At 41.5% G+C, this 25789-nt stretch carries 19 protein-coding genes; 12 read left to right on the top strand and 7 right to left on the bottom strand.

Going from position 1 to position 25789, the window contains the following annotated elements; genetic code table 11:
- Positions 1-14 precede the first annotated feature (14 nt).
- From EHR06_RS06700 to ilvB, 3 genes are all read right to left on the bottom strand, one after another.
- On the bottom strand, positions 15-2090 hold the full coding sequence (locus EHR06_RS06700; RefSeq protein WP_135756290.1) for a methyl-accepting chemotaxis protein: 2076 nt from the start codon (positions 2088-2090) through the stop codon (positions 15-17).
- A gap of 225 nt (positions 2091-2315) precedes the next feature.
- Positions 2316-2795, bottom strand: a complete 480-nt coding sequence (gene ilvN / locus EHR06_RS06705) for an acetolactate synthase small subunit (RefSeq protein ID WP_135756291.1) — start codon at positions 2793-2795, stop codon at positions 2316-2318.
- Positions 2792-4501, bottom strand: coding sequence for a biosynthetic-type acetolactate synthase large subunit (ilvB, locus tag EHR06_RS06710; protein ID WP_208757753.1), 1710 nt, complete (start codon positions 4499-4501; stop codon positions 2792-2794). Before ilvB ends, ilvN begins: the two co-directional genes overlap by 4 nt.
- A 249-nt stretch (positions 4502-4750) precedes the next feature.
- Between ilvB and EHR06_RS06715 the strand changes: the two genes are divergently transcribed.
- On the top strand, positions 4751-5869 hold the full coding sequence (locus EHR06_RS06715) for a tetratricopeptide repeat protein (RefSeq protein ID WP_135626183.1): 1119 nt from the start codon (positions 4751-4753) through the stop codon (positions 5867-5869).
- A gap of 1 nt (position 5870) precedes the next feature.
- Here the strand turns inward: EHR06_RS06715 and EHR06_RS06720 are convergent, their stop codons facing one another.
- Entirely contained in the window at positions 5871-6830 is a 960-nt protein-coding gene (locus EHR06_RS06720) for a metallophosphoesterase (protein ID WP_135756293.1), read from the bottom strand.
- 99 nt (positions 6831-6929) lie between these two features.
- Here EHR06_RS06720 and EHR06_RS06725 point away from each other — a divergent pair, with 99 nt between their 5' ends.
- Both EHR06_RS06725 and EHR06_RS06730 read left to right on the top strand, forming a co-directional pair.
- Positions 6930-9476, top strand: coding sequence for a methyl-accepting chemotaxis protein (locus EHR06_RS06725; RefSeq protein ID WP_135756294.1), 2547 nt, complete (start codon positions 6930-6932; stop codon positions 9474-9476).
- Between the two features lie 85 nt (positions 9477-9561).
- Positions 9562-9834: a hypothetical protein gene (locus EHR06_RS06730; RefSeq protein ID WP_010515454.1), complete on the top strand. Its 273-nt coding sequence runs from the start codon at positions 9562-9564 to the stop codon at positions 9832-9834.
- 190 nt (positions 9835-10024) lie between these two features.
- On the opposite strand, the gene EHR06_RS06735 is transcribed toward EHR06_RS06730, so the two are convergent.
- Complete coding sequence (locus tag EHR06_RS06735) at positions 10025-12028, bottom strand: helicase (protein WP_135756295.1); 2004 nt, start codon at positions 12026-12028, stop codon at positions 10025-10027.
- Between the two features lie 194 nt (positions 12029-12222).
- Between EHR06_RS06735 and EHR06_RS06740 the strand changes: the two genes are divergently transcribed.
- The 6 genes from EHR06_RS06740 (at position 12223) to EHR06_RS06765 (ending at position 20056) form a co-directional block, all read left to right on the top strand.
- Positions 12223-13524, top strand: coding sequence for an ABC1 kinase family protein (locus EHR06_RS06740; protein ID WP_135756296.1), 1302 nt, complete (start codon positions 12223-12225; stop codon positions 13522-13524).
- On the top strand, positions 13521-13754 hold the full coding sequence (locus tag EHR06_RS06745) for a FeoA family protein (protein ID WP_008592751.1): 234 nt from the start codon (positions 13521-13523) through the stop codon (positions 13752-13754). Before EHR06_RS06740 ends, EHR06_RS06745 begins: the two co-directional genes overlap by 4 nt.
- Before the next feature lie 3 nt (positions 13755-13757).
- Positions 13758-15899 carry a ferrous iron transport protein B gene (gene feoB / locus EHR06_RS06750; RefSeq protein ID WP_135756297.1) on the top strand — a complete coding sequence of 714 codons (2142 nt, stop codon included), beginning with the start codon at positions 13758-13760 and terminating at the stop codon, positions 15897-15899.
- A gap of 2 nt (positions 15900-15901) precedes the next feature.
- Entirely contained in the window at positions 15902-17857 is a 1956-nt protein-coding gene (locus EHR06_RS06755) for an LTA synthase family protein (RefSeq protein ID WP_135756298.1), read from the top strand.
- A gap of 77 nt (positions 17858-17934) precedes the next feature.
- Entirely contained in the window at positions 17935-18948 is a 1014-nt protein-coding gene (locus EHR06_RS06760; RefSeq protein ID WP_135756299.1) for an N-acetylneuraminate synthase family protein, read from the top strand.
- Between the two features lies 1 nt (position 18949).
- Positions 18950-20056, top strand: a complete 1107-nt coding sequence (locus tag EHR06_RS06765; protein WP_135756300.1) for a M23 family metallopeptidase — start codon at positions 18950-18952, stop codon at positions 20054-20056.
- Between the two features lie 129 nt (positions 20057-20185).
- Here the strand turns inward: EHR06_RS06765 and EHR06_RS06770 are convergent, their stop codons facing one another.
- Together EHR06_RS06770 and EHR06_RS06775 are read right to left on the bottom strand one after the other, a co-directional pair.
- On the bottom strand, positions 20186-21067 hold the full coding sequence (locus tag EHR06_RS06770) for a DUF4349 domain-containing protein (protein ID WP_135756301.1): 882 nt from the start codon (positions 21065-21067) through the stop codon (positions 20186-20188).
- 29 nt (positions 21068-21096) lie between these two features.
- Positions 21097-21837, bottom strand: a complete 741-nt coding sequence (locus tag EHR06_RS06775; RefSeq protein WP_135756302.1) for a TrmH family RNA methyltransferase — start codon at positions 21835-21837, stop codon at positions 21097-21099.
- A gap of 244 nt (positions 21838-22081) precedes the next feature.
- Here EHR06_RS06775 and fliF point away from each other — a divergent pair, with 244 nt between their 5' ends.
- From fliF to fliH, 3 genes are read left to right on the top strand one after another with little or no spacing between them, the layout of a single operon-like run.
- A complete protein-coding gene (gene fliF, locus EHR06_RS06780) occupies positions 22082-23782 on the top strand; it encodes a flagellar basal-body MS-ring/collar protein FliF (RefSeq protein ID WP_135626170.1) in 1701 nt (566 codons plus the stop codon).
- The gene (locus EHR06_RS06785) at positions 23782-24750 is read left to right on the top strand and encodes a FliG C-terminal domain-containing protein (RefSeq protein WP_135756303.1); all 969 of its coding nucleotides are present in this window, start codon (positions 23782-23784) and stop codon (positions 24748-24750) included. Before fliF ends, EHR06_RS06785 begins: the two co-directional genes overlap by 1 nt.
- Position 24751: 1 nt before the next feature.
- Positions 24752-25675, top strand: coding sequence for a flagellar assembly protein FliH (fliH, locus tag EHR06_RS06790; RefSeq protein WP_008592071.1), 924 nt, complete (start codon positions 24752-24754; stop codon positions 25673-25675).
- Positions 25676-25789 lie beyond the last annotated feature (114 nt).

The raw sequence follows: 25789 nt of genomic DNA on the forward strand, positions 1-25789 counted from the left end.
AACGCTTTTTCTTTCTAGCTTACTTTGAATTTTCCGATCAGATTGGACAATTGCTCAGACTGACCATGCATATCTCCGGAGAATGTAGTAAGATCGTCCGCTCCTGTCGCAATCTCTTGGGTACCTTCCGAGATATTTACGATGGTTTTAGTGATCTCCTCCGTTGCTCTCCTTTGCTCGGTTACAGCCTCTTCGATCTGTAAGCTGAAGGTCATGAGAGAATTTGCACTTTCTGCGATCTCTCTCGTATTGGATTCCTGGGTTTTCACGGAACTCAAAACCGCCTTTGCAGACTTATCGAATTCGTCCACCCTCTCCTTAATCCTTTGTAGTATCTGAGACGCTTCTCCCATTTTTTTATTTCCATCCAATACCGTAGTGTTGGTGGAATTTACGAGCCCGCCTATCTCTTGCACGGAACTGGAAGTTTGGGAGGCAAGTTTACCTATCTCTTCTGCGACCACTGCGAATCCTTTTCCTGCTTCTCCGGCTCTCGCAGCTTCTATCGCTGCGTTTAATGCAAGAAGGTTCGTTTTTTCGGAGATCTCGGTGATAAGGGAAAGTATCTCATTGATCCTAGAGGCGCTGTCCCCGATCGCCCCCATAGCGCTGTTAGAAGTGCTCATCGCAGATTCCCCGGTAACAGCTTCGTCTTTGGAAGAAGCAGCCAGACTTACCAGACTTTGCATCTCCGCATTGATACTTGCGATCTGCTCTTTTAATAAAATTACGTTCCCGTCAATCTCTCTCATACTGGAGACTGCTCTTTGCATGGACTTACCCACATTTTGGGCAGAAGCAGCCAATTCTTCTACCGCTGCAGAACATTCTTCCGCCGCAGACGCCTGTGTTTGTGCCACGTCCGAGAAGTTACGAGAAGAAACCGCCATCTTCTCTGCTGTTCCGGCTAACTTGTTTGTGGAAGAACCGATCTCTTTTACCACACCGAATAGATGTTCTCTCATCGTATTCATAGCGGACAATAAAGCGCCGATCTCGTCGTTACGGTTATAATCGGAAGAAGCGAGTAAATTCCCTCTTGCGATCTCTTCCGAGAATCCGATCGCCTTTAATAGCCCTGCGGAGATCAATTTTTGGAATATAAAATGAAGAACTACAACGATCAAACTCACTATGAGTAAGGAAGAAACTGCATTCTGCAAAAGTACACTGAATAGTTCTTTTACAAAAATGGAATTAGGGATGCTGATCTGCATCACCCATTGTTTCTGCCCTTTACCGATCTTGAATGGGAAAAAATGATGAGTATAATCATCCGATTCATAAGTAAAACGTTCATGCTCTTCCGATTTGGTTTGAACTAATTTTAATTCTTCCGCGTTAGGAATAACCTTCCCCACTAAACTAGGATCACCGCCGTTCGCAGCGTAAATTCCTTTAGGAGAGATGAGAGCTAAATATCCTAAATTACGAAATGGTTTTATACTTCCCATTGCCTCTTGCAATTGAGCGGTAGTGATATCCATTCCGAGCACTCCCCAAAACTTTCCCGCATTACTTACAGGAACACAAAGAGAGATCATCTGTACTTGTTTTCCACCGGCCGTATAAGTGTATGGATCCGTTACGTAAGGTTCCATTGTCTTTTTAGGGATCTGATAAAAGTCACCAGTCCCATCTATAGCATCATAATTGACGGAAGGTTCTATCACTGCATCCGTAACCGATTTTACGGAGTGAACATAACTTATGAATCTTCCGCTAGAATCATGGCCCTTCTTATTTTTGAATTGAGCATCCAGACCATCGAACGCATTCGGCTCGTATACCGCCCACATTCCGAACCATTTCGGATTTCGATGTAGGATCTCCAACATCGTATTGATTACTTCTTCTCTTTTAGGGTTGGAGAAGATAAGAAGCATCCTGAAACCTCTGGTCATCCCCATCGCGTTATCCAGATAATCTTTCACTTCGAAAGTGTATCTTTCTGCGCTTAATGCGGATCCTGACTCGATTTCAGTATGCAAACTGCGATAAGAGATCACCGAATTGATCGCGGTAAGCACTGCAAAACCTAAAAATAGAACTAAGGAGAGATATAATGAAATTCGGGCCCTAATGCTCATAGGAGGGAATTAGAATAGGGAAACCTCAAATATGGAACAAAAAAAATTCTTTCCGATACGAAATTGTAAAAAAGAAAAACGATCTGAAGATCGGATCGTTTTATTTCGAATATTCGTTAGTTTTTCTTTGGAAATTAATTTCTAAGATCAACTTCATCTGTAATCAAATTGTAATAATTTTGTAACAAATGGATTTATCCGTAAAATTCACTTTTTTATATGGAATCAGGTAGATCTGTATTTTAAAGCGATCTGACCGGTACGAGCGATTTCTTGGATCCCGTACTTCTGCATCATTTCCATAAAATGTTCCACCTGTCTGGTATTTCCGGAAAACTCTATGGTCATTGTAGTTTTGGTCAGATCCGCGATCTTTGCCTGGAAAACTTCACAGATAGAAATGATCTCTGTACGATTTGAATCTTCTACCTTTACCACAACAAGTACAAGCTCTCTGCTGATACAATCATGATAAGCAAGATCCTCCACTTCGATCACATCAGGTAATTTCAGAAGTTGGCGTTTTACCTGCTCTACTACTGAATCGTCCCCTTTCACTACGATCACCATATTAGAGATCTCAGGATCTTGGGTCATACCAACAGCGATGGAATCTATATTATAACTTCTTCTGGTAAATAGACCGGACACATGGCTCATCACACCCGGATGATTGTTTACCAAAATTTTCAGTATATGTTTCATTTTTTACCGGCCCGAACTGTGTCGGAAAATTCGATCATGTCCTTTTGGGATTTGCCCGCAGGGATCATAGGGAATACTTTTTCTTCGGCAGGGATCATCACTTCTAGGATCCTTGCGTCGTCATCTTCTAAGAAAAATTCCAGAGCCTTGTCGATTTCGGATTTATTAGAAATTCTTAATCCCTTTATGGAATATGCCTCGCCCAATTTTACGAAATCAGGATTATAATTCCATTCGGACTCTGAGAATCTTTCCTCATAGAATAGTTCCTGCCACTGGCGGACCATTCCTAAGAAATTATTATTAAAGATCAGGATCTTGACCCCTTTCTTGTACATCGCGATGGTTGCCAATTCCTGGATATTCATCTGGATGGAACCGTCTCCGGAAACACAAATCACTGTTTTATTAGGATTTCCGAATTTAGCTCCAATGGCTGCAGGAAGACCGTACCCCATGGTGCCTAGTCCTCCTGAAGTCAACCAACGATTTGCTTCTTCGAAAAGATAGTATTGAGCGGCCCACATTTGGTGTTGTCCCACATCCGTGGAAACAATCGCCTTTCCCTTACTTTTTTCGTATAATTTCTGCAAAAACCCCTGAGGTTTGATCGTATCGGTAGTATCATCAAATTCTAATGGATGGTTTTTCTTTAATGTATCCAAAAATCCGACCCATTCAGGACGATCCACCTTATTCACTTTCGGGATAAGGGCCTTTAGTACTTCTTTTAGATCTCCATGCAGAAGATAATCCACGGAAACTCTTTTATTAAATTCCGCAGTGTCTATATCGATATGAGCACGTACTGCATTCTCCGCGAATTCACCGGGCTTAGCGACTCTGTCGTCAAACCTAGCTCCCAGGTTTAGAATATAATCACATTCTAATACGGCTTTGTTAGCATAAGCCGTGCCGTGCATTCCTAACATCCCGACTGAAAGTTGGTGAGTACCTGGAAATGCTCCTATCCCCATAAGAGTTGTGGTAACAGGGATGTTGCCCTTCTCCGCCATCTCCCTGATCTCCTTGGAAGCATTCGCATTGATCGCTCCTCCTCCCACATAAAGAAGAGGACGTTTTGCCTTATTCAATGCGGCCGCGAAAGAATCCAGATCTCCTCCGATCGGAGGCTTTTGATAATGTCTAGAATCTATTTTAAGTTTATCTACTTTACGAACGGAAGTAAGCTCTGTCTGAACATCCTTAGGAAAATCCAAAAGAACCGGACCAGGTCTTCCACCCAAAGCGACTAAGGTCGCCTCTTGGAAATGTCTAGCGATATCATCCGCAGACTTGATAAGTGCATTGTACTTTGTGATCGGGATAGTGATCCCATAAATATCCGCTTCTTGGAAAGCATCTGTTCCGATTGCGTTGGTTGCCACCTGACCGGTGATCGCTAAGATCGGAACCGAGTCTAGTTTTGCGTCCGTAAGTCCGGTCACAAGGTTCGTAGCACCCGGACCGGAAGTTGCAATACATACCCCGAGCTTACCTGTAGAACGAGCATACCCTTCTGCCATATGGATTGCACCTTGTTCATGGCGGACTAGGATATGTTTAATTTTAGTACTTTTATATAATTCGTCGTAAAACGGCAGAATTGCTCCGCCTGGATATCCGAAGACGATATCCACTCCGTATTCTTCCAGGAGTTCGACCATCAAACGGGCACCGGAGATTTTTGCTTCGGTTTTCGGCATCTTTCCCTCGTTAGAATCCATTCCATGCGAAGTAAGGGCCCTGTCAAGAAGGAAGAATGGACTATAACTTTCGTATTATTTTATGCACTGCAAACCCGGATTTCTCTCTTTTTTTCTAATTTCAAATTTTCTTTACGGATTTAGTACCAAGGAAAACCTTTACTCATCCGTCAAAGTAATATTAAATAAAAAATTGAATGAAGAATCTCTCAGATCTTCCTTCTAAATTTAAAAAGGAACTTCGGTCCTATGAACGAGCCTATTGAAAAACCCCAAGCAGGAAAGGAAGAAGAAGATTCACATTTTGCTCAGATCAAAAGTTTAGCAAAAGAAGCCTACCGTTTTCTGGATAGCAGACAATGGGACAAGGCCGAATCCAAATTGAAGGAACTTCTGGCTAAAGAACCGAGTAATACCTACGGTTTAGTCGGGATGGGAGACCTTCATTTTAAACGAAAGGAATTCAGACAGGCTCTGGATTTTTATAACAGATGTATCAAAGAAGATTCATCCAATAAGTTTTCCCTAATGGGACTTATGAACTGCTATAGAGAGATGAACCTGCTCAATCGGGTCATCGAGGTAGCGGAAGAATATAGACATATTACTATCACTGACGCATCCATATTAAGCAGGGTTGCGGACGCTCATAGAAAACTCAAAAACTTCAAAGAATCGGAAGTATATTATATGCAGGCGCTGCAGATCAATCCTAAGGATCAGTATGTGATCGTAGGTTTGGGGCATTTATTCTTCGCCTGCCAAAGGTATAAAGACGCAATCAGCTGGTGGGAAAAATTGTTGGTTATCCAACCTGACAATATCAAGATCCTAACCGAGATCGGAAACAGCTATCGTAAGATCAAAGACTTCGATGAGGCGATCCGTTATTATCGCAGAGCAGCGGATTTGGATCCAAGGAACTTCTTCGCGCTATACGGTTTGGCGGAATCCTATCGTGGTAAAAAAGATTTCCGCAAAGCAAACGAGTTTTGGGAAAGAATTTTGGAATTCGATCCGGACAATAAACTTATCATCAACAGATATGCAGATAGTTTAAGAGGTATGGGAGAATTCGACAAAGCATTAGAATGTTTTAATAGAATTCTTTCGGAAGGTGAGGATTATTTCGCACTTCTTGGAAAAGCTTCTTCTTTGAAGATGAAAGGTGCAAGAGACAAGGCGGAGGAAATTTATGTGGATCTTCACAAAAAATTCCCGATGGACCCTCGCCCTGTGGTGGAACTTTCGGAACTCTATTCCGATATGGGAAAAAGGGACGAGGCTCTCAAGTTATTGAACGACTTCCACAGAAAGCAGCCTTTAAACGAGGAAGTAAAACAAAAGCTGGATTCATTCTCGGAATAATTCAGTCTTTTATTTCTATCCGATTTTTCTCCCTCTCTATAAATTCAGGGAGGGGAAAAATTTCCTCCACTCCATTTTTCAAATATTTCGCCTCAGCATCCCAAATCCCATTTTTTCTAGTCAGTTCCACATGATGGTGCCAAATGTTTCCTTCTTTGTCGGAGAAGATGCGCGGGACTCGAGCTGCATTTAGATACAGTGTACCTTCTTCTTTTCTTTTCCAGATCCTAGTCTTTACTCTTAATTTTCTGGAAGAATGGTGCATATGCCCTGCGATCACTACCTTCGGTTGTCTGCCTTGGTTTGAGGTCCTTCGTATAAAATTGCCCAGGTCCTTGTCTCCGAAATCCCCTTCTTCTTTTTTGAAATCGCAGCCCCAAATATCATAAGCTTTGTCTCCCAGGCCGGAAGGACCGTTATGAGCAAGAATGATCAGATCCTGTTTTTGGAAGTCAATGCCCTGGATCAATTCATGCAGTTTTTTCTCCGATCCTTCATAAGAAGAGATCCCGAATACATGTTTGATAAATATTGGAAAATTAAACCTGGCTCCCATAGAAAGAGGTCTGGCACCTAAAATGGAAAGTCCGTCTCCATCCTCGAAAAGATTATATTGGCAGATACGAGTATCTCCCAGATCCTTAAGAAGCTTTTTGTATCTAAGAAGATGGAACGTATGACTTAAGTAGCCCATGTTAGGCGAGGCATTTGTGATCTCCATTAGTAATTGAGGGATAGAAGTAGTATCATGATTTCCTAAAATGATATACTTTGGTTTCCGGACTTTAGAGATCAATTGGGCGATCTTGTTCGTATTCCCCGGTCGATTATTCCCAAGATCTCCCGTAAATATCACGGAATCATAATTGCTTTTAGAAAAGTATTCCGTATCGACCCAAGTCCAGAATCCATGTATATCGCCCACTACAGCGATCCGTTTATCAGAAGAATCAAATATCAATTTTGTTTTCCTAATTTTTAGGTTTCGTTCCTCAGGTCTTTTAAAACAAACTTTTTTAGATCATACTAGGTCGAAAAAAAAAATCAACCAGGATCGCGCATGAAAAACATAAACAAAGAAATTTCCGTATTCTCCGCAAGGTTCCTATTCTTAACGGAAGGTTTAGGTTATCTGATCGGAACTCCATTTGCGATCGTCTTTCTGATCCATTTTATGGACTTGGATCTTACGGGAGTGGACTCTCTTTGGTTCGTCATGGGAGCGATCTTCGTCCTAGGACTTATTACCAGTTCACTTTCTTCTTTTTATAAATTAAAACCGTTACGAAAATATTCCAAACAATTTGCAGAAGGTGCAGTAACTAGAGAAACGGTCATCGGTGCTCAAAAAGCGGTTTTCCGTCTACCTGTTCTACACGCAGCAGACATACTGGTAAGGATCTGGATGGGAGGCGGGATCTTTGTAGTTTTTCTAGGGATCTTTCTGCCTATCAGTAAGACCGATTATTCTATTCTATTAGGGCTGATCGTATTCGGGGGCCTTTGGAGCGCCGTTTATTTTTATCTGATCACGGATTGGCTAAAGGACAATTTAACTAGAACGGATCTATTCGGCTCTATTTCCTTAGAGTCCTTGGTTAAACTCAATCTAACCAAAACCTTGGCATTGGTCTTTTTTTCCATCGTTCTTGTTTTAGCGATAGGTGTTTCACTAGTGGTTTATAAACTCAATTATGAATCTTTAAAGAATGCTTATACAAACCAAATGTTGAATGTGGCTCATACCTTGGACCTTCTTACCCAAGGAATTTACGAGGACACGGAAGAAGAAGCCGAACTTATCATCCGAAACAAAACCCTAGGATCTCTAGTCTCTCAGAAAAAATGGAAAGAAGCGGAAAACTTCCTAACTGGCTTTTTAGGTTCCAGCCAAAGATTCGAAGGGATCGCAGTTTGGAAAGAAGCAGGAGATTGGTTCTCTCATTCCGTGGGAACCGGGACATTAGCGAGCAGCACTATAGTTCCATTAACTTCCGCATTCCAACTTCCGGGAGCGGAAGAAATACGAAATACAAATAAGGAGAAGGCATTCTTTTTTAGCGAACCTTCCAATTCTACCCAAAACGGTTCTCCAGTCATTTTATATATTAGAGAATTTGAATTGAATGACGGCTCTAAGGCGTTTCTGGTATTCTCCGTTCGTATAGGAGATCTGACCAATAATATAGTTCAATCCATTAAGATAGGAAAAACGGGTTATCCCGGACTTCTCACTCCCAAGATGACATTCTTAAATCATATCAGCGAAAGTATGAGATTAAAAAAAATGGAAGATCTTCCATTCGCAAAATCATTCGTGAACGCGCCGGATGGAGTCCCGATCAAGTATGTAATGGACGGTGCGTATAAATCTATGGTTGTTCACACGAATAAAAAATACGGATTTAGATCTTTCGTAACTATAGTAAACGAAGAAGTTTCCAAGGAAGCGATCTCCACAATCTTCTATATGTTAGCAATTTCATTTAGTGGATTGTTTGTAATCGGATTTATCATTTATTTCATTCTATCCAAAAGTTTAAAACCTTTAAGAGACAGCCAAAACCTGATCGAAAAAATGTCGGAAGGAGATCTGACCCATAAACTCACAGTTCTTTCCAGAGACGAGATCGGAGAGATGGCAATCAGTATCAACGAATTCAATCGTAAGGTAAAAGCGGTTCTTTATAAAATTTTCGATGCTTCTCATAGTTTGGCTAATTCTTCCGAAGAAATGTCAGGCACCTTAAAAACGATCTCAGATAATGCACAAAGCCAAGCCGCTGCCTCCGAGGAAATTTCAGCTTCTATCGAAGAGATCTCCGCGGGAATGGATGCAATCTCCTATAGGACAAAAGAGCAAGTCAGCCTTCTCAACTCTCTGGATTCCGAGATGCTGGAATTTTCTTCTTCTATCCTGGCTACTTCTGAAAATTTAGAAAACACTCTTTCTCATGTAAAAGAGATCACTGATGAAGCGAGAAGAGGTGGAAAATCTTTGGAGCTAACCGACCAAAGTATCCGTAAAATTTCCCAAAGTTCCGATCAGATCACAGGCGTGATAGAGATCATCACAACAATCTCCGAGCAGATCCACCTTCTCGCGTTGAACGCAGCTATAGAAGCAGCAAGAGCCGGAACTGCAGGAAAAGGATTTGCAGTAGTCGCAGACGAAATTTCCAAACTCGCAGATAAAACTTCCGACAGTATGAAGGAGATAGAAAATATCATCCAAGCAAACGAAACTGAGATAGGGATCGGGGTCAGCAATATCCGGGACACGGTAAGTGTGATCGGAGGGATTATCCAGAGAATTGAAACGATCTATATCCGGATGAACGAGGTATCTTCCGTGATGGGAGAGCAGCTGGTCCGAAATAAGGTAGTGAACAAAAAAGGCCAGGAAGTTAAGGAAAGATCGGAAGGCATCCAAACCGCGATCCAGGAGCAAAAACTGGCAGTCGAAGAAATTTCTAAAACTATTTCGAGTATCAACGACCTGACACAATCTAACGCTTCTTCTACAGAAGAATTGAGTTCAGGTTCCGTGGGTCTCGCCCATTTGTCAGAGGATCTGAAAAACCAAGCGGAGTACTTTCATTTTTGAAACTGCTCCGCTCGGATTTACGGGAGAAAAAGAAGATTCCGAAACTTAGTTGCATTTTAGAGAATTTATTCTAATTTGCGCTTATATGGAATGGGAAAAGATCTTAAGGGACTCTGTAAGGGACGGTTCAATCAAGGAATTGTATCTCAGGAGAGTTCCCACCCTGAAAACCTGTGATGACTGGAATAAGGTAAAGGAAATAGGTCTGATCGATCATAAAACCAAATACGCCCATTATAAGGGCGGATTGGTCAAATTTGGGGAAGGTCTTTTTTTCGTGAGCGAAGAAAGACTACAAGCCCTGGCTCCATTCCGCAAATGGGAATTCAAAACCAAGATCAAAGTCACCCCCGATTGAAAGCCGCAGAGAGTTAGAAAGGCCCAAGGATTTCTCACGCAGAGCCGCGGAGAGAAATTAGTTTTAGGGATATCCGTTTTTAAAGGTTTTTTCGTAAGAAAATATCTAAGAATCGAAAAGAAATCAACTTACAAAAATCCAAAACTCTGCGTCTCCGCGCCTCTGCGTGCGAAGAAAATTAGTAAATAGGTTATCTAGTAAGGTTAATGATCAGGTTCAGTTTTTCTGCGACTGTGATCACATCTTGGACGCGGGTTTTGTCCACAAGCACTGCGGTTGGTCCGATCTCGTCCAGAACGATCTTTTTACCTTTGATCTGACCAAGTAGAAGTTCCATCACGTTCTGGTCTTTGGTGCGGACAAGTACACAATCTTCTGCGACTTCCACCACAGGAAGGTTTCCGCCCCAATCTTCTAATAAGAATAGAAGGTTTTGCGCAAGTTCCGCTCTGCTGGAAGCTTTTAAGAAGTCTACGAATTCATTCGTTTTGTATCCCAGAAGAATTCCCAATTGGTATGCTTCTTTGGTCAGAACGAAAGTATAAACTCTGTCGTAGTCTTTGAGTTCTGTGAACGCTTTTAAAAGATGAATTCCGTAAATAGAAACTTTTTCAGGGAACGCGATCACGGAGAAGTCAGGGTTGATCGTAATTCCACCCTTCTCCGTAACTCCAGCAAGCTCTCCAGTTTGGAAGAAATATTCTCCCAGTTTGGAAAGAGTCAGGAAACGGTTCGGGTATTCTACTTCTAATAATCCGAATAGATGCAGATAGAAGATCGCACTCATGATCTCTTTACGAAGATCCGCCAGATCCGTCTGGAAGTTTTTAGTGCGGAAACCGGGGCTGAAGATCAGATGTTCCCTGATAATATTAGAGAAAATAACGGAAAGATGAATACGTTTGGACTTGATGATCAAGTTCACACATTTGTCCAAGATCATCTTATCGTAAAAAGGCATTTCAGTAGGTTGGAAAACCTCGGGAGGATTTACCCGTTTCATTCTAGCTTCGTTCACCTCATGGATGACTAGCTTCATGATCTCGAAAATATCCTTTGCCAGGAAACCGTCCAGGTCCCCTCTCAGAATGATATTCTCACCCTTAATATCCGCCAGATTCAGAAGTTTCAGAATTGGAAGTATAAGTTCCATCTGATAGATCTGGCTTTTTTCAGGGAAGATACTGATGTCCGGATTTAATAATTCCTGTTCTGTTCTTTTATGATCCGCCTGTTTTACCTTTCCGGATTTCGCCAGTACCAAACCTTTTCTGCTGATATAAGAAAGAAGTTTTTTGGTATTTAAGAAGAAGTCCAACTCGTTCGTAGCGAGTTTTTCCTGTCTTTGGCGGGTTCCTTTTTTAACGGAAGGAAGGATCGGATTATTTTGGATATATTTTAAAAGTTCTTCCGGTAGAGCAAAAATCCTTACGAATTTCTCCTCAACGAAACAAACGTCGGCGATCATTCCTTTTTCAACGAGTGCAGGAATGATTGTCTCGTATTTGCCTCTGCTCATTACGATAAAACTTCTGATATCGTCCGCGTCGGCAGCACCGCCGCTTAGATAGATCCTGACTACAGTATCTCTTTCCAATTCGGATAAAGATAGAATAGCCGACTCATACGCCTCGTCGGAAGTCGCGTGAGTGATAAACTTGCGGATGCTGTCTATCTTTGCAGGAGCCTTTACAGCCTTCTTCCATTCGTTGGAAATATCGGTCAGCTTCTTGCGATCTAGAAGTTTTTCGACGGAGACCTTGTATTTGTCCCCTTTCAGGTTTTGGTCTAAGGAAACTAGTGCTGCCAGCTCGTCATACGCATGGTACTTATCCAGGTTATTGGTAAGTCTTTCTCTGTTTTTTCTTTGGTATACGAGTTGGTATTTACGGAGAAGGTTAAGTTCCATCTCCACGTTGATTGGTGGAATGTTTACTTTACGAGAGATCTCTCCCAAAGTGAGAACATTCTTATTTTTTAAGATAGAAGTATAGATATTAACTTGGAGTACAGTGAGTTTTTCCAATACACCTTTGAGGTAAAACTCATCCAGAAAACTGTCGAAAAGGAACTTAACGTTCTTATTCTTTTCTTTGAACGGAAGCTTTGGAATGTTCCAGAGAGCAGCTGTCTTCTTTAGGTCGTTCAGTTCGAGTTTTTCTAATTCTTGCAATAAAACCGATTCGCCGCTCATACCACTGACCGAAATTCTCGTTCGAGAGCCATACTCTAATTCTCGCCGCTCCCGTAAACTAAAATACGGTTTTCTAGGCGGAACATGCTTGGGTAGACCCAAGTACCTTTCTTCAGGTTCCTTTATCCTGATTCGGTTCTTTGTTCTCCGATTTGGATTGTGTTCCTTTCAAGTTCTCTTAATCTGGAGCTGAAATGCCAGGATTCCTAGACCAACTTCTGCAAGGGGTAAACAGCGCTAGTCGTATAGTGACCAGTAGTTATGTTTTTTCCACCAAAACCATCCTACTTTTAAAGGATTTGGCTACAGGGGGAAGCGGATCCCGTAATATTCCAGTTCGCTTGAGAGAAGCGTTTGAAGAATTAGGCGCAACGTATATTAAATTAGGCCAGTTCATCGCTTCTGCCCCTTCTCTCTTCCCGGAAGAGATCGTAACGGAGATGCAAAAATGTTTGGATTCAGTAAGACCTCTTCCTTTCTCTGATATCCAAAAAGTATTAAAAAAAGAACTAGGTAGAGATTACCAAAAATTATTCCAAAGTATAGATCCTGCCCCGATGGCATCTGCATCTATCGCACAAGTCCATTCCGCAGTGACCAAAGACGGTTTGGATGTGGTGGTAAAAGTGCAAAGACCTGATATAGAAGGCGCGTTAGGAGCCGATTTAAACCTTCTATTCCTGGCTTCCAAACTATTCGAAATATTCGTGCCCGGTCTGAATAAATCAGGACTTTCCGAAATGGTGGGAATGTTCCAATCCTCCATCCTAGAAGAAATAGATTTTATAAAAGAAGCGAACAATTGCGAGGAATTCGAAAGATATCTTCTTTCTTCCGGAGAGACCAGAGCAAGAGTCCCCAAAATTTATAGAGAACTCAGTACCAAAAAAGTTCTGGTAATGGAAAAATTTTACGGCGCTCCCATCACCGACGAGGTCTCTCTTCGAAAATTCAGTAAAGATCCTTCCAAAACACTTTCAGATGCTCTTGAGATCTGGTTCTCTACACTTTCCAAATCGGGTTTTTTTCATGCGGATGTACATGCAGGAAATCTAATGGTCCTAAGGGATGGAACGGTAGGTTTTATAGATTTCGGTATTGTCGGTAGGATCTCCTCCAAGGTCTGGGAAGGACTAATGATCTTTTTAGAAGGCCTTGCATTGAATAGAACCGATCGTATCGCAAGCGGACTAGTCCGTATGGATGGAACTGCTAAAGGCGTAGACGAGAAAAAGTTAGCAAAAGACCTCGAGACTGTATTCGATCAAATGAGCAAAATGGTCCTGGACATCCAAATGGGAGAACTGGATGCTTTTGATGAGAAGAAGATGAACACTATCCTTTTCGAATTCAGAGATATTTCAGATCGGAACGGATTAAAGATCCCTAAAGAATTCGGACTTCTTATTAAACAAATCTTATACTTTGACAGATATATCAAATCTTTCGCGCCGGAATTGGATCTGATCCGGGATAGGGAAAAATTCATAAAATGAAATCCAAACTTTTCGAATTAGAAGAGGGAGAATCCGGAAAAATCACCGGAATTAAGAACGAATCCGGAAAAACGGGGCTGGTCAGAAACCTTTTAGATATGGGCTTTCTTCCCGGGACTAAGATCACTGTGGTCCGAAAATTTCAGGACCAAGACAAGATGATCGTAAAATTGGGTCTTGTCCGACTGGCCATTCGAAAATTAGAAGCGGATCTTCTGGAATTGAACTAGTTTATGAAATTATTAAATACCGAAATACGATCTCCGGAACATAAAACCGAAAAATTCAGAGTATTACTTACAGGGAATCCGAACTGCGGCAAGTCCACATTGTTCAACAGACTCACAGGGCTTAGGCAAAAAACAGGAAATTACCACGGTGTCACCGTAGAAAAAGCGGAAGGGACCGTCCATGCGGAAGATAGAACTGTAAACATCGTGGATCTTCCGGGCGCTTACAGTCTAGGCGGAGAATCGGAAGATAAGCAAGTAACAACACGAATTCTACTTTCCAGAGAATCCGAAGACAAACTCATCTTCGTACTGGATGCAGTCGCGATCGAAAGAGGACTCCAATTTTTATTGCAAGTATCTTCTCTCAAGATACCTATGATCGTTGCAGTCACAATGAACGATACCTTGGAAAAGAAAGGAGTTCATTTAGATCTAAAAGTTTTATCCAAGGCATTCGGAGTTCCTTTTCATTTTGTAAATCCAAGATCAGGAGAGGGTGTGGAAGTTTTGGAAAAAGTTTTAACCGATCCTTCTTCTTATAAAACACCTGATCCCGATTTTTCTTGGGACAAAAAAAGAACGGCATTGATCGAGTCGGTACTTTCTAAACTTTCCGTGGATGATCCCGATTCGGTTCGATTCGTTTTAGAAAATAGTTTTAAAGAATTCAGCGGAGAAAGTTTACAAACAGGACTACCTTCTTCCGGATTTTTTCCCGAAAAAACCAGGGAATTCATACATTCAGAATGGGAAAGATCTAAATTAGAATTTTCTTATGGAGAAGAACTGGTCCAAAGATCCATCTGGATCAAAAAGCTTTTATCCAAAGCGGTCTCCGGCTCGGAAATCGCGGAAAAAGGGATCTTAGGATTCGCAGACAAAATACTTCTCCACCCGATCTGGGGACTTACGATCTTCTTAGGGATCATGGCCCTGGTATTCCAATTCTTATTCACCTGGTCCGAGGTGCCAATGGATTGGATAGAAGGAAGGATCGGAGATCTTGCGGATTGGACCGGAAGTTTTCTACCGGAAGGACCGGTTCGTTCTCTTATCCAAGAAGGAATGATAGGTGGAGTTGGTGCCGTTTTAGTATTCGTTCCTCAGATCAGCTTATTATTTTTATTCATTGGGATCATGGAAGAAAGCGGATATATCGCAAGAGCTTCCTTTCTAATGGACAGGTTCATGGGAAGATTCGGACTTTCAGGCAAATCTTTTATCCCATTACTTTCCAGCGCCGCATGTGCAGTTCCTGCAATCATGGGAACAAGGACCATAGAGAACAAAGCGGACAGGCTCACTACGATCTTAGTTTCCCCTCTTATCACCTGCTCTGCCAGATATCCTGTTTATATTTTAGTGATCGGCACCGTTTTTTCCGCAGAACCCGTTTTTGGGATCTTCTCCCCTAAAGTTCTAGCGTTATTCGGTCTTTTCCTCTTAGGAATGTTCGCCTCCATGGGAGCCGCATTCTTATTCAAAAAAACTTTTTTTAGATCGGAACCTGCATACTTTCTGATGGAACTTCCCAGATACCAATGGCCTTCTCTCAAAAGTCTGTTTTTTACCGTATATAAAAAGATCAGAGCCTTCATAGGAAACGCAGGAAAAGTGATCTTATTCATTTCCATTATACTTTGGTTCTTAGCAAATTATCCAAGGGTAGAAGGTCCCAAAGTGGAAAATTTAAGCCCTACCCAAGCAAAGTCCTTACAGATCTCAGAATCATACGCAGGAAGAATGGGCAAAATGATGGAGCCTGTCTTGGAGCCGATCGGTTTCGGCTGGAAGATGGGACTAGGTATCATCACTTCATTTGCAGCGAGAGAAGTAATGGTATCCACATTGTCCATTGTTTACGGGGTCCAAGGAGAAGATTCGGAAGACGAAAATTTAAGGTCTGCGCTCAGAAAAGATAAAGACCCGGAAACAGGAAAGCCTGTTTGGACAATCGCAAGCGCTCTAAGTTTACTCGTATTTTTTGCATTCGCCTGCCAATGTATGTCTACTCTTGCAGTGGTAAGAAAGGAGACGAACTCCATGTTCTGGCCGTTTTTTATGTTCACGTATATGACAGTTCTTGCATATACTTCTTCTTTTTTAGTTTTCCATTTTTCTAAATCTTTAGGCTGGAATTGATCATGATAAAAAGGCTGCCTGCAAACCTTAGGATAATCATATTTTACTCTTTTTGTTTTTTGGTCCTTTTAACCGTTTTTAGATTTGTATTACTCTTTATCTATTTTTCAAAACTGGGGAATTCACCGATCAGCGAAGTTTTTACTTCTTTTCTGATCGGGATACGTTTCGATCTATGTGTGATCTCCATAGTTCTAGGGCTACCCTGGATCCTATCTTCCATTCATTATCCGAATCGCTGGAAATCTTACAGATATATTTGGGGAATTCTTCCCATTCCATTATTCTTATGGATGACAGGACATTTGATAGGAGACACGATCTATTTCGGAGAAGCGGACAAACATCTAGGTTATGAAGGTTTTGTATTTTTAGGAAAAGATCTTCTGATCTTAATAGAAGCAGCGATCAAGAACGACACTTTAAAAGTGATCCTGGGATTGATCGGAATATTCACCGGACTCCCTGCATTAATTTATCTTTTCATAAAGTACAATGGATACCAATATTCTACTGAAAACAGAAACAAAGAATTGGTACAAATACCTGTTGCCATTATTTTATTATTGTTTCTATTCCGAGGAGGACTGCAGGCCAGGCCGTTAAGATCCACAGAAGCGATCCATTCGGAAAATCCCTTCTTAAACCAACTCCCCTTGAACGGAGTATTTACCACGGTCATGGACCTAAAATCCAAATCCATTCTTCCTGAATTACAAATGTCTAAAGAAGAATCGATCCGGATCGTACAGAATGAGATAGATTATCCAGGTGCAGAATTTATAGATATAGAATATCCGCTTTTAAGGGAAACTTCAGACACCAGAAAGGAAACTCCTCCAAATATAGTTCTAATTCTTTTGGAAAGCTGGACTGGAAAATTTTTGAAACCGAACGGAGATGGGATCGTAGGAGGAAAAGAACTCGCTCCTAATTTTAATTCTTTAGTAAAAGAAGGCAGATACTTTCCTAGATTTTTTGCGACTGGAGGAAGGACTGTAAACGGTCTCATGTCGGTTCTCACCGGGATCCCTGATCGACCTGGAATCACAGTAGTCAGAACACATCAGGTATTAGGAAATTTCGGAGGTCTTGGATCTTTACTCAAAACCTTGGGATATTCCACATATTTCGTTCACGGTGGAGATGTAGGATTCGATAATATGAGTTTTCTTTTTCCTCATTGGGGTTTTGATACCATCATAGGAAAAGAGGAGATCGAAAAAACGGGAAAATATAGATCGGGTGCCTGGGGATTTTACGATGGAGATGTATTAGAAGAATTGCATAGTACAATCTCGAAAGCAAAACAACCTTTTGCGGCGGTTAGTCTGACATTGACCACTCATTATCCTTATCAGGTCCCGGAAACAGGAAAAAATCCTTATCCGGACACTATGAAGGACTCGGATTATTTTAATACTTACTCCTATTCGGACGAGTCCATCGGTAGATTTATGGAGAAGGCGAAAAAATCCCCGTATTTCCGGAACACCATTTTTATATTCGTTGCGGACCATACTCATCACAGAGACTTAAATCCATTCGAAGATCGTAATATTCCGTTTTTGATCTATTCTCCTAAATATGTAAAACCAGGATTGGACCCGAAAGTTTCTTCTCAGTTGGATGTGATCCCTACCATATTGGGTCTTGTAGGTAAAAAAGTAAAATTCTCTTCCTTCGGCAGGGACCTGCTCTCTAATTTGCCCCAACCCAAAACCGGCAGTTCTTATTTTGCTTTTTCCAGCGTAATCGGTTGGATTGAGAAAGACTATGCTCTTTATAGATCCACAGAAGGAGAATTAAGAGAGGCCTATCCGATGCCTTGGAGCGAAAACAAGTCTAAGTGTGCTTCTATCAAAGAAACCTGCGATGAGTATGAACGGAAAGCAAAGGCATTTTTGAATCTGAGCTATGAGCTTCTGAATACGAACCGGATCTTTCCGGAGAAGTGAACTTTAATCCTTCCCTTTCCGGCCAGGTATTCCGATCCTAGTCTTAAGGGTATCGCCCTTTCATTTCAGGAGAAAGAATGTCTTTTTCGAAAAGTTTTCGTTTGGAAGAAAAATGGGAGATCGGCCAGGATTCTTCCCCGTTTATAATCGCCGAGATCGGATTGAATCATAACGCAGATCTGGAATTAGGTAAAAAAACGATCCAGGCGGCCAAAAAAGCCGGAGTGGACGCGGTAAAATTTCAAACCTATAAGACTGAAAATTTTCTAGATATTAAAAATCCTAAAGCAAAAGTCCTAGTGGATATTTTTCAAACTTACGAACTTTCGGAAAAGTTACATATTGAATTCCAAAAAACTGCCAAGGAAGAAGGCCTCTTCTTCTTCTCCACTCCTTTAGACCCGGGAAGTGTTGATCTGTTAGTAAATTTAGGAGTGAAAGCTCTTAAAATCGCGAGTGGAGATATAATAAATAAACAACTTTTGCAAAAATGTGCAAGCACGGGACTCCCTTTATTTTTATCCAGCGGTGCCGCAGAAGGTTTCGAAGTCATTCGTGCATTAGAATTTTTGGAATCCGAAAAAGTGAAAGATCTAGTATTATTCCATTGTGTTTCTCTTTACCCTACTCCTCCAGAAAAAGCGAATTTGCAAACTTTAGAATATTATAAAAAAATATTCAATGGTCCTTTAGGCTTTTCTGACCATACTGCAGGAAGTATTGCAGGAGCATTGGCGGTATCCTTAGGAGCAAACGTTTTAGAAAAACATTTTACCTTGGATAAAGCACTTCCCGGTCCGGACCATACGATCTCTGTGGATCCTTTCGAACTGAAATCTTATGTTGAAAATGCAAGGATTGCATTCCAAATGAGAGGAGAAAAGAAGAAGGTCGTGCAACCCCAGGAAGCAGGCGGCAGATTTTTCGGAAGAAGAGGATTATACGCAGACCAAAACGGAAATCCTATCTCACTTCGCCCGGACTTAAGCCAAGAAGATAAAAGATATTTTGATTCGTGGAAGCTGGATGAGGCAAATTCTATCGTCAAACATGGTAAAGGACCGAAACCAGGAGAACCTTTCTCAGCTTAATATGATCCGAAAAATCTGTCTCTTATTTACGGCTCTTTCTTTCGGCATTTCCGCAGCACCCAAGTCTTATGGATCTTTGGGTTCCGAAGTGGATTTTTTGGATTTCGGAAAAGTGACAGTGGCCCCTTTTTCCTATTCAGTATCTTCTTCTTATGATGAAGAATACGGTGCATTCAATCTATTCGATTCCAATCCGAAATCTTATTGGTATTCTTCGGGAGAGAATAAACCGGAATGGATCATTGTGGATTTCGGTTCTAAAAGGCTGATCAATTCCATCGAGATATTAGTTCCGATGTTCCGAGGAAAAAGAGCAGCGGAAGAATACGAGATCCAAGTACTTCACCAAGAAAACTGGAAAACGATTTTTAAAAACGATAAGGTGGATCTAGTCAATCAGCATAATCTTCCACCGATCGATGCATCCATTCTTAGATTATATTTTCCTAAAAAAGAAGAAAAGAACATAGTGATCGGTGAATTTAAGATCCTATTGAATGGTACCGTCCTAAATTCGGTTTCTAATAGATTTACCGGATACCAATACCCTGTTCCGGATGGACTTCTTCCCGAAAAGGATTACCAACTTCCCGGGGCACCCAGAGAATACAGGAATGGGATCCATAAAGGATTAGATATTTATTATAAACGAGAGAAGATAGGTCCGCCTAGACGTTTAACCTTCGAAGACGTGCTTGTATCTCCAGCGGATGGAACGATTATCCGTGCGGATCTAGACTACTCTCCTATGACACTTTCTGAATTCCAAAAGTATTCTGCATTAGCCCAAAAAAACGGGGTCACTTATGTGGAAAAAGATTTCGGAGGCCGACAGGTTTGGATCGATCATGGGAATGGGGTTATGACCTCTTTCAATCATCTTTCTTCCATCAAAAGAGGGATCAAACCGGGTGCAAAAGTAAAATCAGGGGAAGAGATAGGTAACGTAGGCAATTCGGGTTTAATGGGAGAGGCAAAAGGAAATGATGAAAATATCCATTTGCATTTCGAGATCTGGGTGGACGGAGAATACCTGGGTGCAGGAGTTCCCACGAATCAAATGAGAAAGCTACTACAGTTTTTCTTTTCTAAGTCGAATTTGAATTAAAGCTTATTTCGCACGGAGCCCACAGAGTTATTCTCGCGCAGAGGCACAAAGCCGCAGAGATTGATATTGTAGGAGTTCCTACATCACTTCCCTCTGTGCTCTCCGCGAACTCTGTGTGAAATATCAAACTTACAATATACCCTTCGTTCTTAAATATCCAAATATTTTTATTCCAAAAAACCAAGTGATCCATCCCCCGACCGCTGCAAATGCGTAAAGGAAAGAGAATAATAATCCGTATTTAATGGTCCATTCCAAGGATATTTTACATTTCTTTAAAAAAGTAATAAATCCTCCAGCGACTGCGCCAGTTTCCTTTAAGGTGAATTTGATCGTACAGAATTCATTCTCCTGATCGAATTCGCCTAACTTCACTCCTAGGTCTTGGATCTTACCCTCTATTTCCAAAATTTCTTTTTCTAGAGAGATCAATTCTTCTATTTTGCCGTTTCTTCCTTTTAAACTCAAAAGTCCTGCTTTGGATTTTTCCAAGGAGATCCGAGTCGCCGTGATATTTTTGTATTCGTTTGTTTTGTCGGTTTTATTCACTGAGATAGAATCAATAACACCTATGGTCTGAATAGATTCTACCATAGAATCGAACTTGTCCGGGTTTACTCCGATTCCCAACTGCAATGTTCTTTTGCCGGAAAGTCCCGATCTTTGTTCGTATTGGATGACACCTTTCGCATCTTCTACCATCTTGCGGGTTTTCTTTTCATTTTCATCAAACTCGGAAGTTTTGGAAGAAACTGCCGCTACCTTCTCATATTTTTGAGAAGAACTTGAAACAGTAATCTTATCCTGTGGTGCGTAAAACTTTTCGGAAGCGTAGTTTTTTCGCCCATAATCAAAATTGATGGAAGAACCTTGTTCTTGGTTTACGATATTTGTTTCGGGACCGACAGCATAACTATAGATAAGCCTGATTATAAATAGAAATGCAAAAATGCCCGCAAATACGATCGAAAACTTTCTAACAAACTTAGAAACACCGCTGAATTGTTCCATCCTACCCTACTTTTTGGCTGAGAATTGATTTATTGGACCCTTGCTGCTTCGGATCTGATCCTTTGTAATAGGTCAGATTCCACAAGATTTCCGTTATGAAGGCATTTTTTATAATAAGAATTTCGGATATAAACCTGCTCTTCTTTTGTTAAAGCCCAGTTTGGAACTTCTTTCCTTAGCCTAAATGCAAGATGAGAAAGTACAATTGCAACTGTTACCGAAATATTATAACTTTCCGTAAAACCGTACATAGGAAGTTTTAGGAATACGTCCGCTTCTCCCATAGAATAAGAGGACAATCCCTTTTCTTCAGATCCGAATAATATGGCGCTAGGTTTATCCAAAGGTAAAGTATCTAGTTCGTAAGAATTTTCTAATGTATGTGGAGAAGTTGCCACAATCCTATAGCCCTTCTCCTTTAAACCGCTTATACAATGTCTAGTATTATCGTAATTTGGCTTTTGGTATTTGTGGATCTGTATCCATTTTTGTGCGCCTAGAGAAATACCTTCATTCGGTTTATAAGAGTTTCGATTTTCCACTACATGGAGTTCCGTTAGCCCTAAACATTCTGAAGTTCGTACAGGAGCACTAGCATTATAAGGTTGGAATATATCTTCCATTACAATTGTTAAGTACTTTGTACGAAAAGAAGCTACTTCTTGGATCTTAGAGGCCTTCTCCGCTGATATTAAAGTTTTAAAATATTCTTCTAACTGGATCGCTTCTTCTAGATTTATAAAATCTGAATGTTCTTGGGTGAGTTTCATGTTCAAAATGTTTTCATTCCTAGACAAATCTTGAGAGTAAATAAGAAGCAGTCGAAATTATACTAAACATTAATATAGCAATTATGTACAACAAGATTTATTTTTCGCTTCGAAGCAGTTCCCGAAAGAGTTAATATAAAAAATCCAAAGAAAATAAAAAAATTCTAAAGTTTTTTTAAAAAGGGATTGTACTTTGTTTCCGAAAATCTATTATGTCCCCTATCTTGTCCGGTGGTGAAGGAAAATGCCCGAGCAATTACAAAAGATTCTGAACAATATCAAGGAGTTCTTCAACTCTTTAGATACTACAAAGAAACTGATTTTAGGTGGAGTGGCGATCACTGTGGTCGTTGCCTTAGGGCTTCTGACAACCGTTTCCTCTCAAAAGAATAAGGTTATTCTATTCCAAAACCTTACTGCGAAGGATTTCGCAGAGGTTACTAAAAAATTGGACTCCATGGGCTATTCTTACAGCACGGGAGACACCAGTATTGTGAGCGTGGATCCGGAACAAAGGCAGGAAATTATCACTAAACTTGCCCAAGAGAACCTGATCCCTGCAGGTGTGCAAGGCTGGGAATTATTCAATGTGGAGAAATTCACCGAGACCCAGTTCGACAAGGACATCAAAAAGTATAGGGCATTAAAAGGAGCCATCGAACAATCCTTGATGACCCTAAGACCTGTAGACAAAGCGTTCGTGAACATCGCAATACCGGAAGATGAACTGTTCAACTCGAATGCTTCTCCAGTAAAAGCCTCGGTCATTTTACATTTTATCCCAGGTGTCGAAGGGATTTCCAAAAAAGAAGTAAAAGGTATCGTAAACTTGGTTTCCAGAGCGGTGCCTAAACTCAAACCGGAAAACGTAGTAGTCGCAGATGCGGACGGCAAGATCATCTCCGACTTTGAAGAAGATCTGGAAAAAGAAAGATTAGAACTTAGAGTTGTCCAAGAAAAATTGAGGATCCAAGAAGAACAAAGGATCCAAAGATTGATCGACGTAAGAAACACTCTTCGTTGGTTCTTAGGTGGAGAAGACAGAGTAGACATCACTCGATTCGAGTACATGTTAAACTGGGACAAGGAATCTTATAAAGACAACCAAGTTTCTCCGGTAATCGAAAGACCGGATGATCCGAATACTCCTTACTCCGAGTTAAAGATCGTAGACGGTTATAGCTTAAAAGTTTCCTCCAAAGAAACCAGTGAACAATTCACAGGAAGAGGGTTCACTCCGGACGGACCTGCAGGAACAGAGCCTAACCTTCCTCCCGGTTATAAAGATACCGACTATCAAAAAGCAGATTATAAGAAAACCGAGAATATTAATAACTTCGAATTCAACAGAAGAGTAAGCGAAGTCCAAAAACAACCTTGGAAGATCGAAAAAGTAAACCTTTCCGTGGTAGTTGACGGTCAATGGACTAAAAAAGAAAACGCGGATGGAACCGGTTACGACAGAACTTATATCCCGGTTTCCGATGACGACATTAGAACTGTTCGTAAAAACTTAGAAGCAGCAGTAGGTATAGACAAAGCAAGAGGAGACCAAATCTCCGTAATCAGCATTGCAAAAGACCGCACCGCTCAGTTCGCTGCAGAAGATGAAGAATTAAGAAAACAGAAAGCGATCCGACAAATGGTAATCGCATCCTTAGTCATAGTATTATTCTTAATACTCACTATCCTCATCTACAGAGCGATCAAAAAAGAGATCGCAAGACGCCGCAGACTACGCGAAGAAGAACTCGCAGCAATGCAGCAGATGATGAGAGAAGCAGCACTTCGGGTCATGGACGACGGAAGCGCAGAAGTCGAACTCTCTCTGGACGAAAAACTCAGAAGAGAACTTCTCGAAAACGCGATCAATCTCGCCAGGGAAAAACCGGAAGAAGTGGCACAACTTCTACGCACCTGGTTATCTGAAGAGGAAGCAACCTAATGAGTATCCTGTCCGGAAAAAGAAACCGGGCGGGACAGCTCCTCCGAATCCTGGGGGAGCATCTTCCCCCGGAAGTGTTTCGCCATCTCGGCCCTCAGGACACGTCGAAACTTTTAGAAAGTTTTCACAAGTCCGGCAAAATAGAAGCGAAACAAGAAAGAGAACTTTTAGGCTCCTTCTTAGAAGGACTTTCCACAGTCCCGAAAGAAGGGATCGATCGAGATACCTTGGCTCTAATCCAAGAACTCGAAACCATCTTAAAAGAGGATTTGGTTTCAGAGCCGGAATGGTCCGAGGAACTCAAATCCTATACCAAGGAAGAACTTTCCAAGATCGTAGCGGGAGAATCCGCAGACAGAATAGCTCTTATCTTCTGTTACGCGGATCCGGATACTTCTGCCAGAGTATTGGAAGAATTCCCGGAAGAGACCCAAGAGGAGATCCTACTTTCCATCCGGAATCTGGACCTTTCTTCTGCGGGACTTTTGGACTCTTTGGAGAGGTTTTTGCGCTTCAAGAAAGAAGTCCTAAAATCTCCCCAGTCTGGAGTTCCTACCAGGGACAAAGGCGGCAAAAGAGCAGCGGAACTTTTGGGTAAATTGGACCCTCAAGATTCTCAGAAATTATTCTCCAGGATACGCGAAAAGAGCCAATCGTTTGCCGAAAATATAAATAAGCATTTCTTCCGAATGGAAGACCTGATGGATCTGAGCCGAGAAGCACTAAACAAGTTTATGGGCGATCTTCATCCAATCGTGACCGCGACCGCTTTTAAGGGCACTGAACCGGAAACGAAACAGGTCTTACTGGAAAGGTTAGATCCTTCTCTTGCCTCCTCCATCCGATTGGAAGAAGATTCTATGGGACCGGTTTCCCTCGCAGAGATTGAAACCGCCCAAAACGGACTACTTGAAATTTTTAAGGAATCCGTAGAATCAGGAAGAATCAAGTTCCGGAGAAAGAACTAATATGGCAAAACTAGTCTTCAAACCTATCCAGATCGCGGACATGCAGGATCAGGTAGAGCTGCAAATTCCGGACAAATATAAAAAATTCCATAGGGACGAAGACGCCGAAGAGTTCGAAGTCGACCAAGAAGGAAATATTATAGAGCAATACCAAGGCCCTTCTATCGAAGAGATCGAGGCAGAGCTCAATCGTTATAAAGAAGAAACCGAAGAGAATATCAAAACAATGCTCGAGGACTCCCGTCGCAAGTCGGAGGAGATCGAGGAAGAAGGCCGTAAAAAAGCCTTCCAAATGATCCAGGATTCCAAAGAGAAGATCAAACTCGAAGAGGATTCAGGTAAAGCCAAAGCGGAACAGATCTTGGAAAGAGCCAAGATGGAAGCCGAAAGAATGATCAAAGAAGCCGAGATGAAAACGGCAGAGATCGAACATGAGGCTTACTTAAAAGGATTTGAAGCTGGAAGAGAAGTAGGTTTCAGAAAAGGACAAGGAGAAGTCCGACGTCTAATCGACCGTCTTGGAACCATCGTAGGTAAAGCGATCGATATCCGTGCTGAACTCATCCAAGCTTCCGAGAAGCAGATGGTGGAGATGATCCTGATCATCGCTCGTAAGATCATCAAAGACGAGATCATTGAACGTAAAGAAATCGTACTCAATAATATTAGAGAAGCCCTGAAACGTATCAAGGACCGGGACCGTGTGGATATTCGAGTCAACTTTGCGGACTTGGAGATCACCACAGCTCACAAAGACGAACTTATCAAACTTATGGAGTCTCTTCGCAAGGTCAATATCTACGAAGACTCTCGCGTCGACAGAGGCGGGGTCATCATCGAAACAGATGTTGGTGCAATCGATGCAAGGATCTCCACACAGCTCAAAGAAATCGAAGAAGCAATTCGAAATGCGGAGCCGATCTAATCTAACATTCACGTCCAAACTTAGTCTCCTACCCGGCCGCCGAAATCATAGGCGGTCGGGTCAGGGGGGTTTTCTTTGTAGGCACTTCGACGGGTTTTGCATTAGTTCCCAAAG

It is taken from the genome of Leptospira dzoumogneensis, assembly GCF_004770895.1.
In the GTDB taxonomy this organism is placed as follows: domain Bacteria; phylum Spirochaetota; class Leptospiria; order Leptospirales; family Leptospiraceae; genus Leptospira_B; species Leptospira_B dzoumogneensis.

Bases quoted from the DNA above. Each gene is read 5' to 3' on its own strand.
- fliF (WP_135626170.1), top strand. From the start codon at position 22,082: ATGCCCGAGCAATTACAAAAGATTCTGAACAATATCAAGGAGTTCTTC.
- EHR06_RS06760 (WP_135756299.1), top strand. From the start codon at position 17,935: ATGTCTTTTTCGAAAAGTTTTCGTTTGGAAGAAAAATGGGAGATCGGC.
- EHR06_RS06715 (WP_135626183.1), top strand. From the start codon at position 4,751: ATGAACGAGCCTATTGAAAAACCCCAAGCAGGAAAGGAAGAAGAAGAT.
- EHR06_RS06700 (WP_135756290.1), bottom strand. From the start codon at position 2,090: ATGAGCATTAGGGCCCGAATTTCATTATATCTCTCCTTAGTTCTATTT.
- feoB (WP_135756297.1), top strand. From the start codon at position 13,758: ATGAAATTATTAAATACCGAAATACGATCTCCGGAACATAAAACCGAA.
- EHR06_RS06755 (WP_135756298.1), top strand. From the start codon at position 15,902: ATGATAAAAAGGCTGCCTGCAAACCTTAGGATAATCATATTTTACTCT.
- EHR06_RS06740 (WP_135756296.1), top strand. From the start codon at position 12,223: ATGCCAGGATTCCTAGACCAACTTCTGCAAGGGGTAAACAGCGCTAGT.
- ilvB (WP_208757753.1), bottom strand. From the start codon at position 4,501: ATGCCGAAAACCGAAGCAAAAATCTCCGGTGCCCGTTTGATGGTCGAA.
- EHR06_RS06775 (WP_135756302.1), bottom strand. From the start codon at position 21,837: ATGAAACTCACCCAAGAACATTCAGATTTTATAAATCTAGAAGAAGCG.
- EHR06_RS06770 (WP_135756301.1), bottom strand. From the start codon at position 21,067: ATGGAACAATTCAGCGGTGTTTCTAAGTTTGTTAGAAAGTTTTCGATC.
- EHR06_RS06745 (WP_008592751.1), top strand. From the start codon at position 13,521: ATGAAATCCAAACTTTTCGAATTAGAAGAGGGAGAATCCGGAAAAATC.
- EHR06_RS06765 (WP_135756300.1), top strand. From the start codon at position 18,950: ATGATCCGAAAAATCTGTCTCTTATTTACGGCTCTTTCTTTCGGCATT.
- EHR06_RS06725 (WP_135756294.1), top strand. From the start codon at position 6,930: ATGAAAAACATAAACAAAGAAATTTCCGTATTCTCCGCAAGGTTCCTA.
- EHR06_RS06785 (WP_135756303.1), top strand. From the start codon at position 23,782: ATGAGTATCCTGTCCGGAAAAAGAAACCGGGCGGGACAGCTCCTCCGA.
- EHR06_RS06735 (WP_135756295.1), bottom strand. From the start codon at position 12,028: ATGAGCGGCGAATCGGTTTTATTGCAAGAATTAGAAAAACTCGAACTG.
- EHR06_RS06730 (WP_010515454.1), top strand. From the start codon at position 9,562: ATGGAATGGGAAAAGATCTTAAGGGACTCTGTAAGGGACGGTTCAATC.
- fliH (WP_008592071.1), top strand. From the start codon at position 24,752: ATGGCAAAACTAGTCTTCAAACCTATCCAGATCGCGGACATGCAGGAT.
- ilvN (WP_135756291.1), bottom strand. From the start codon at position 2,795: ATGAAACATATACTGAAAATTTTGGTAAACAATCATCCGGGTGTGATG.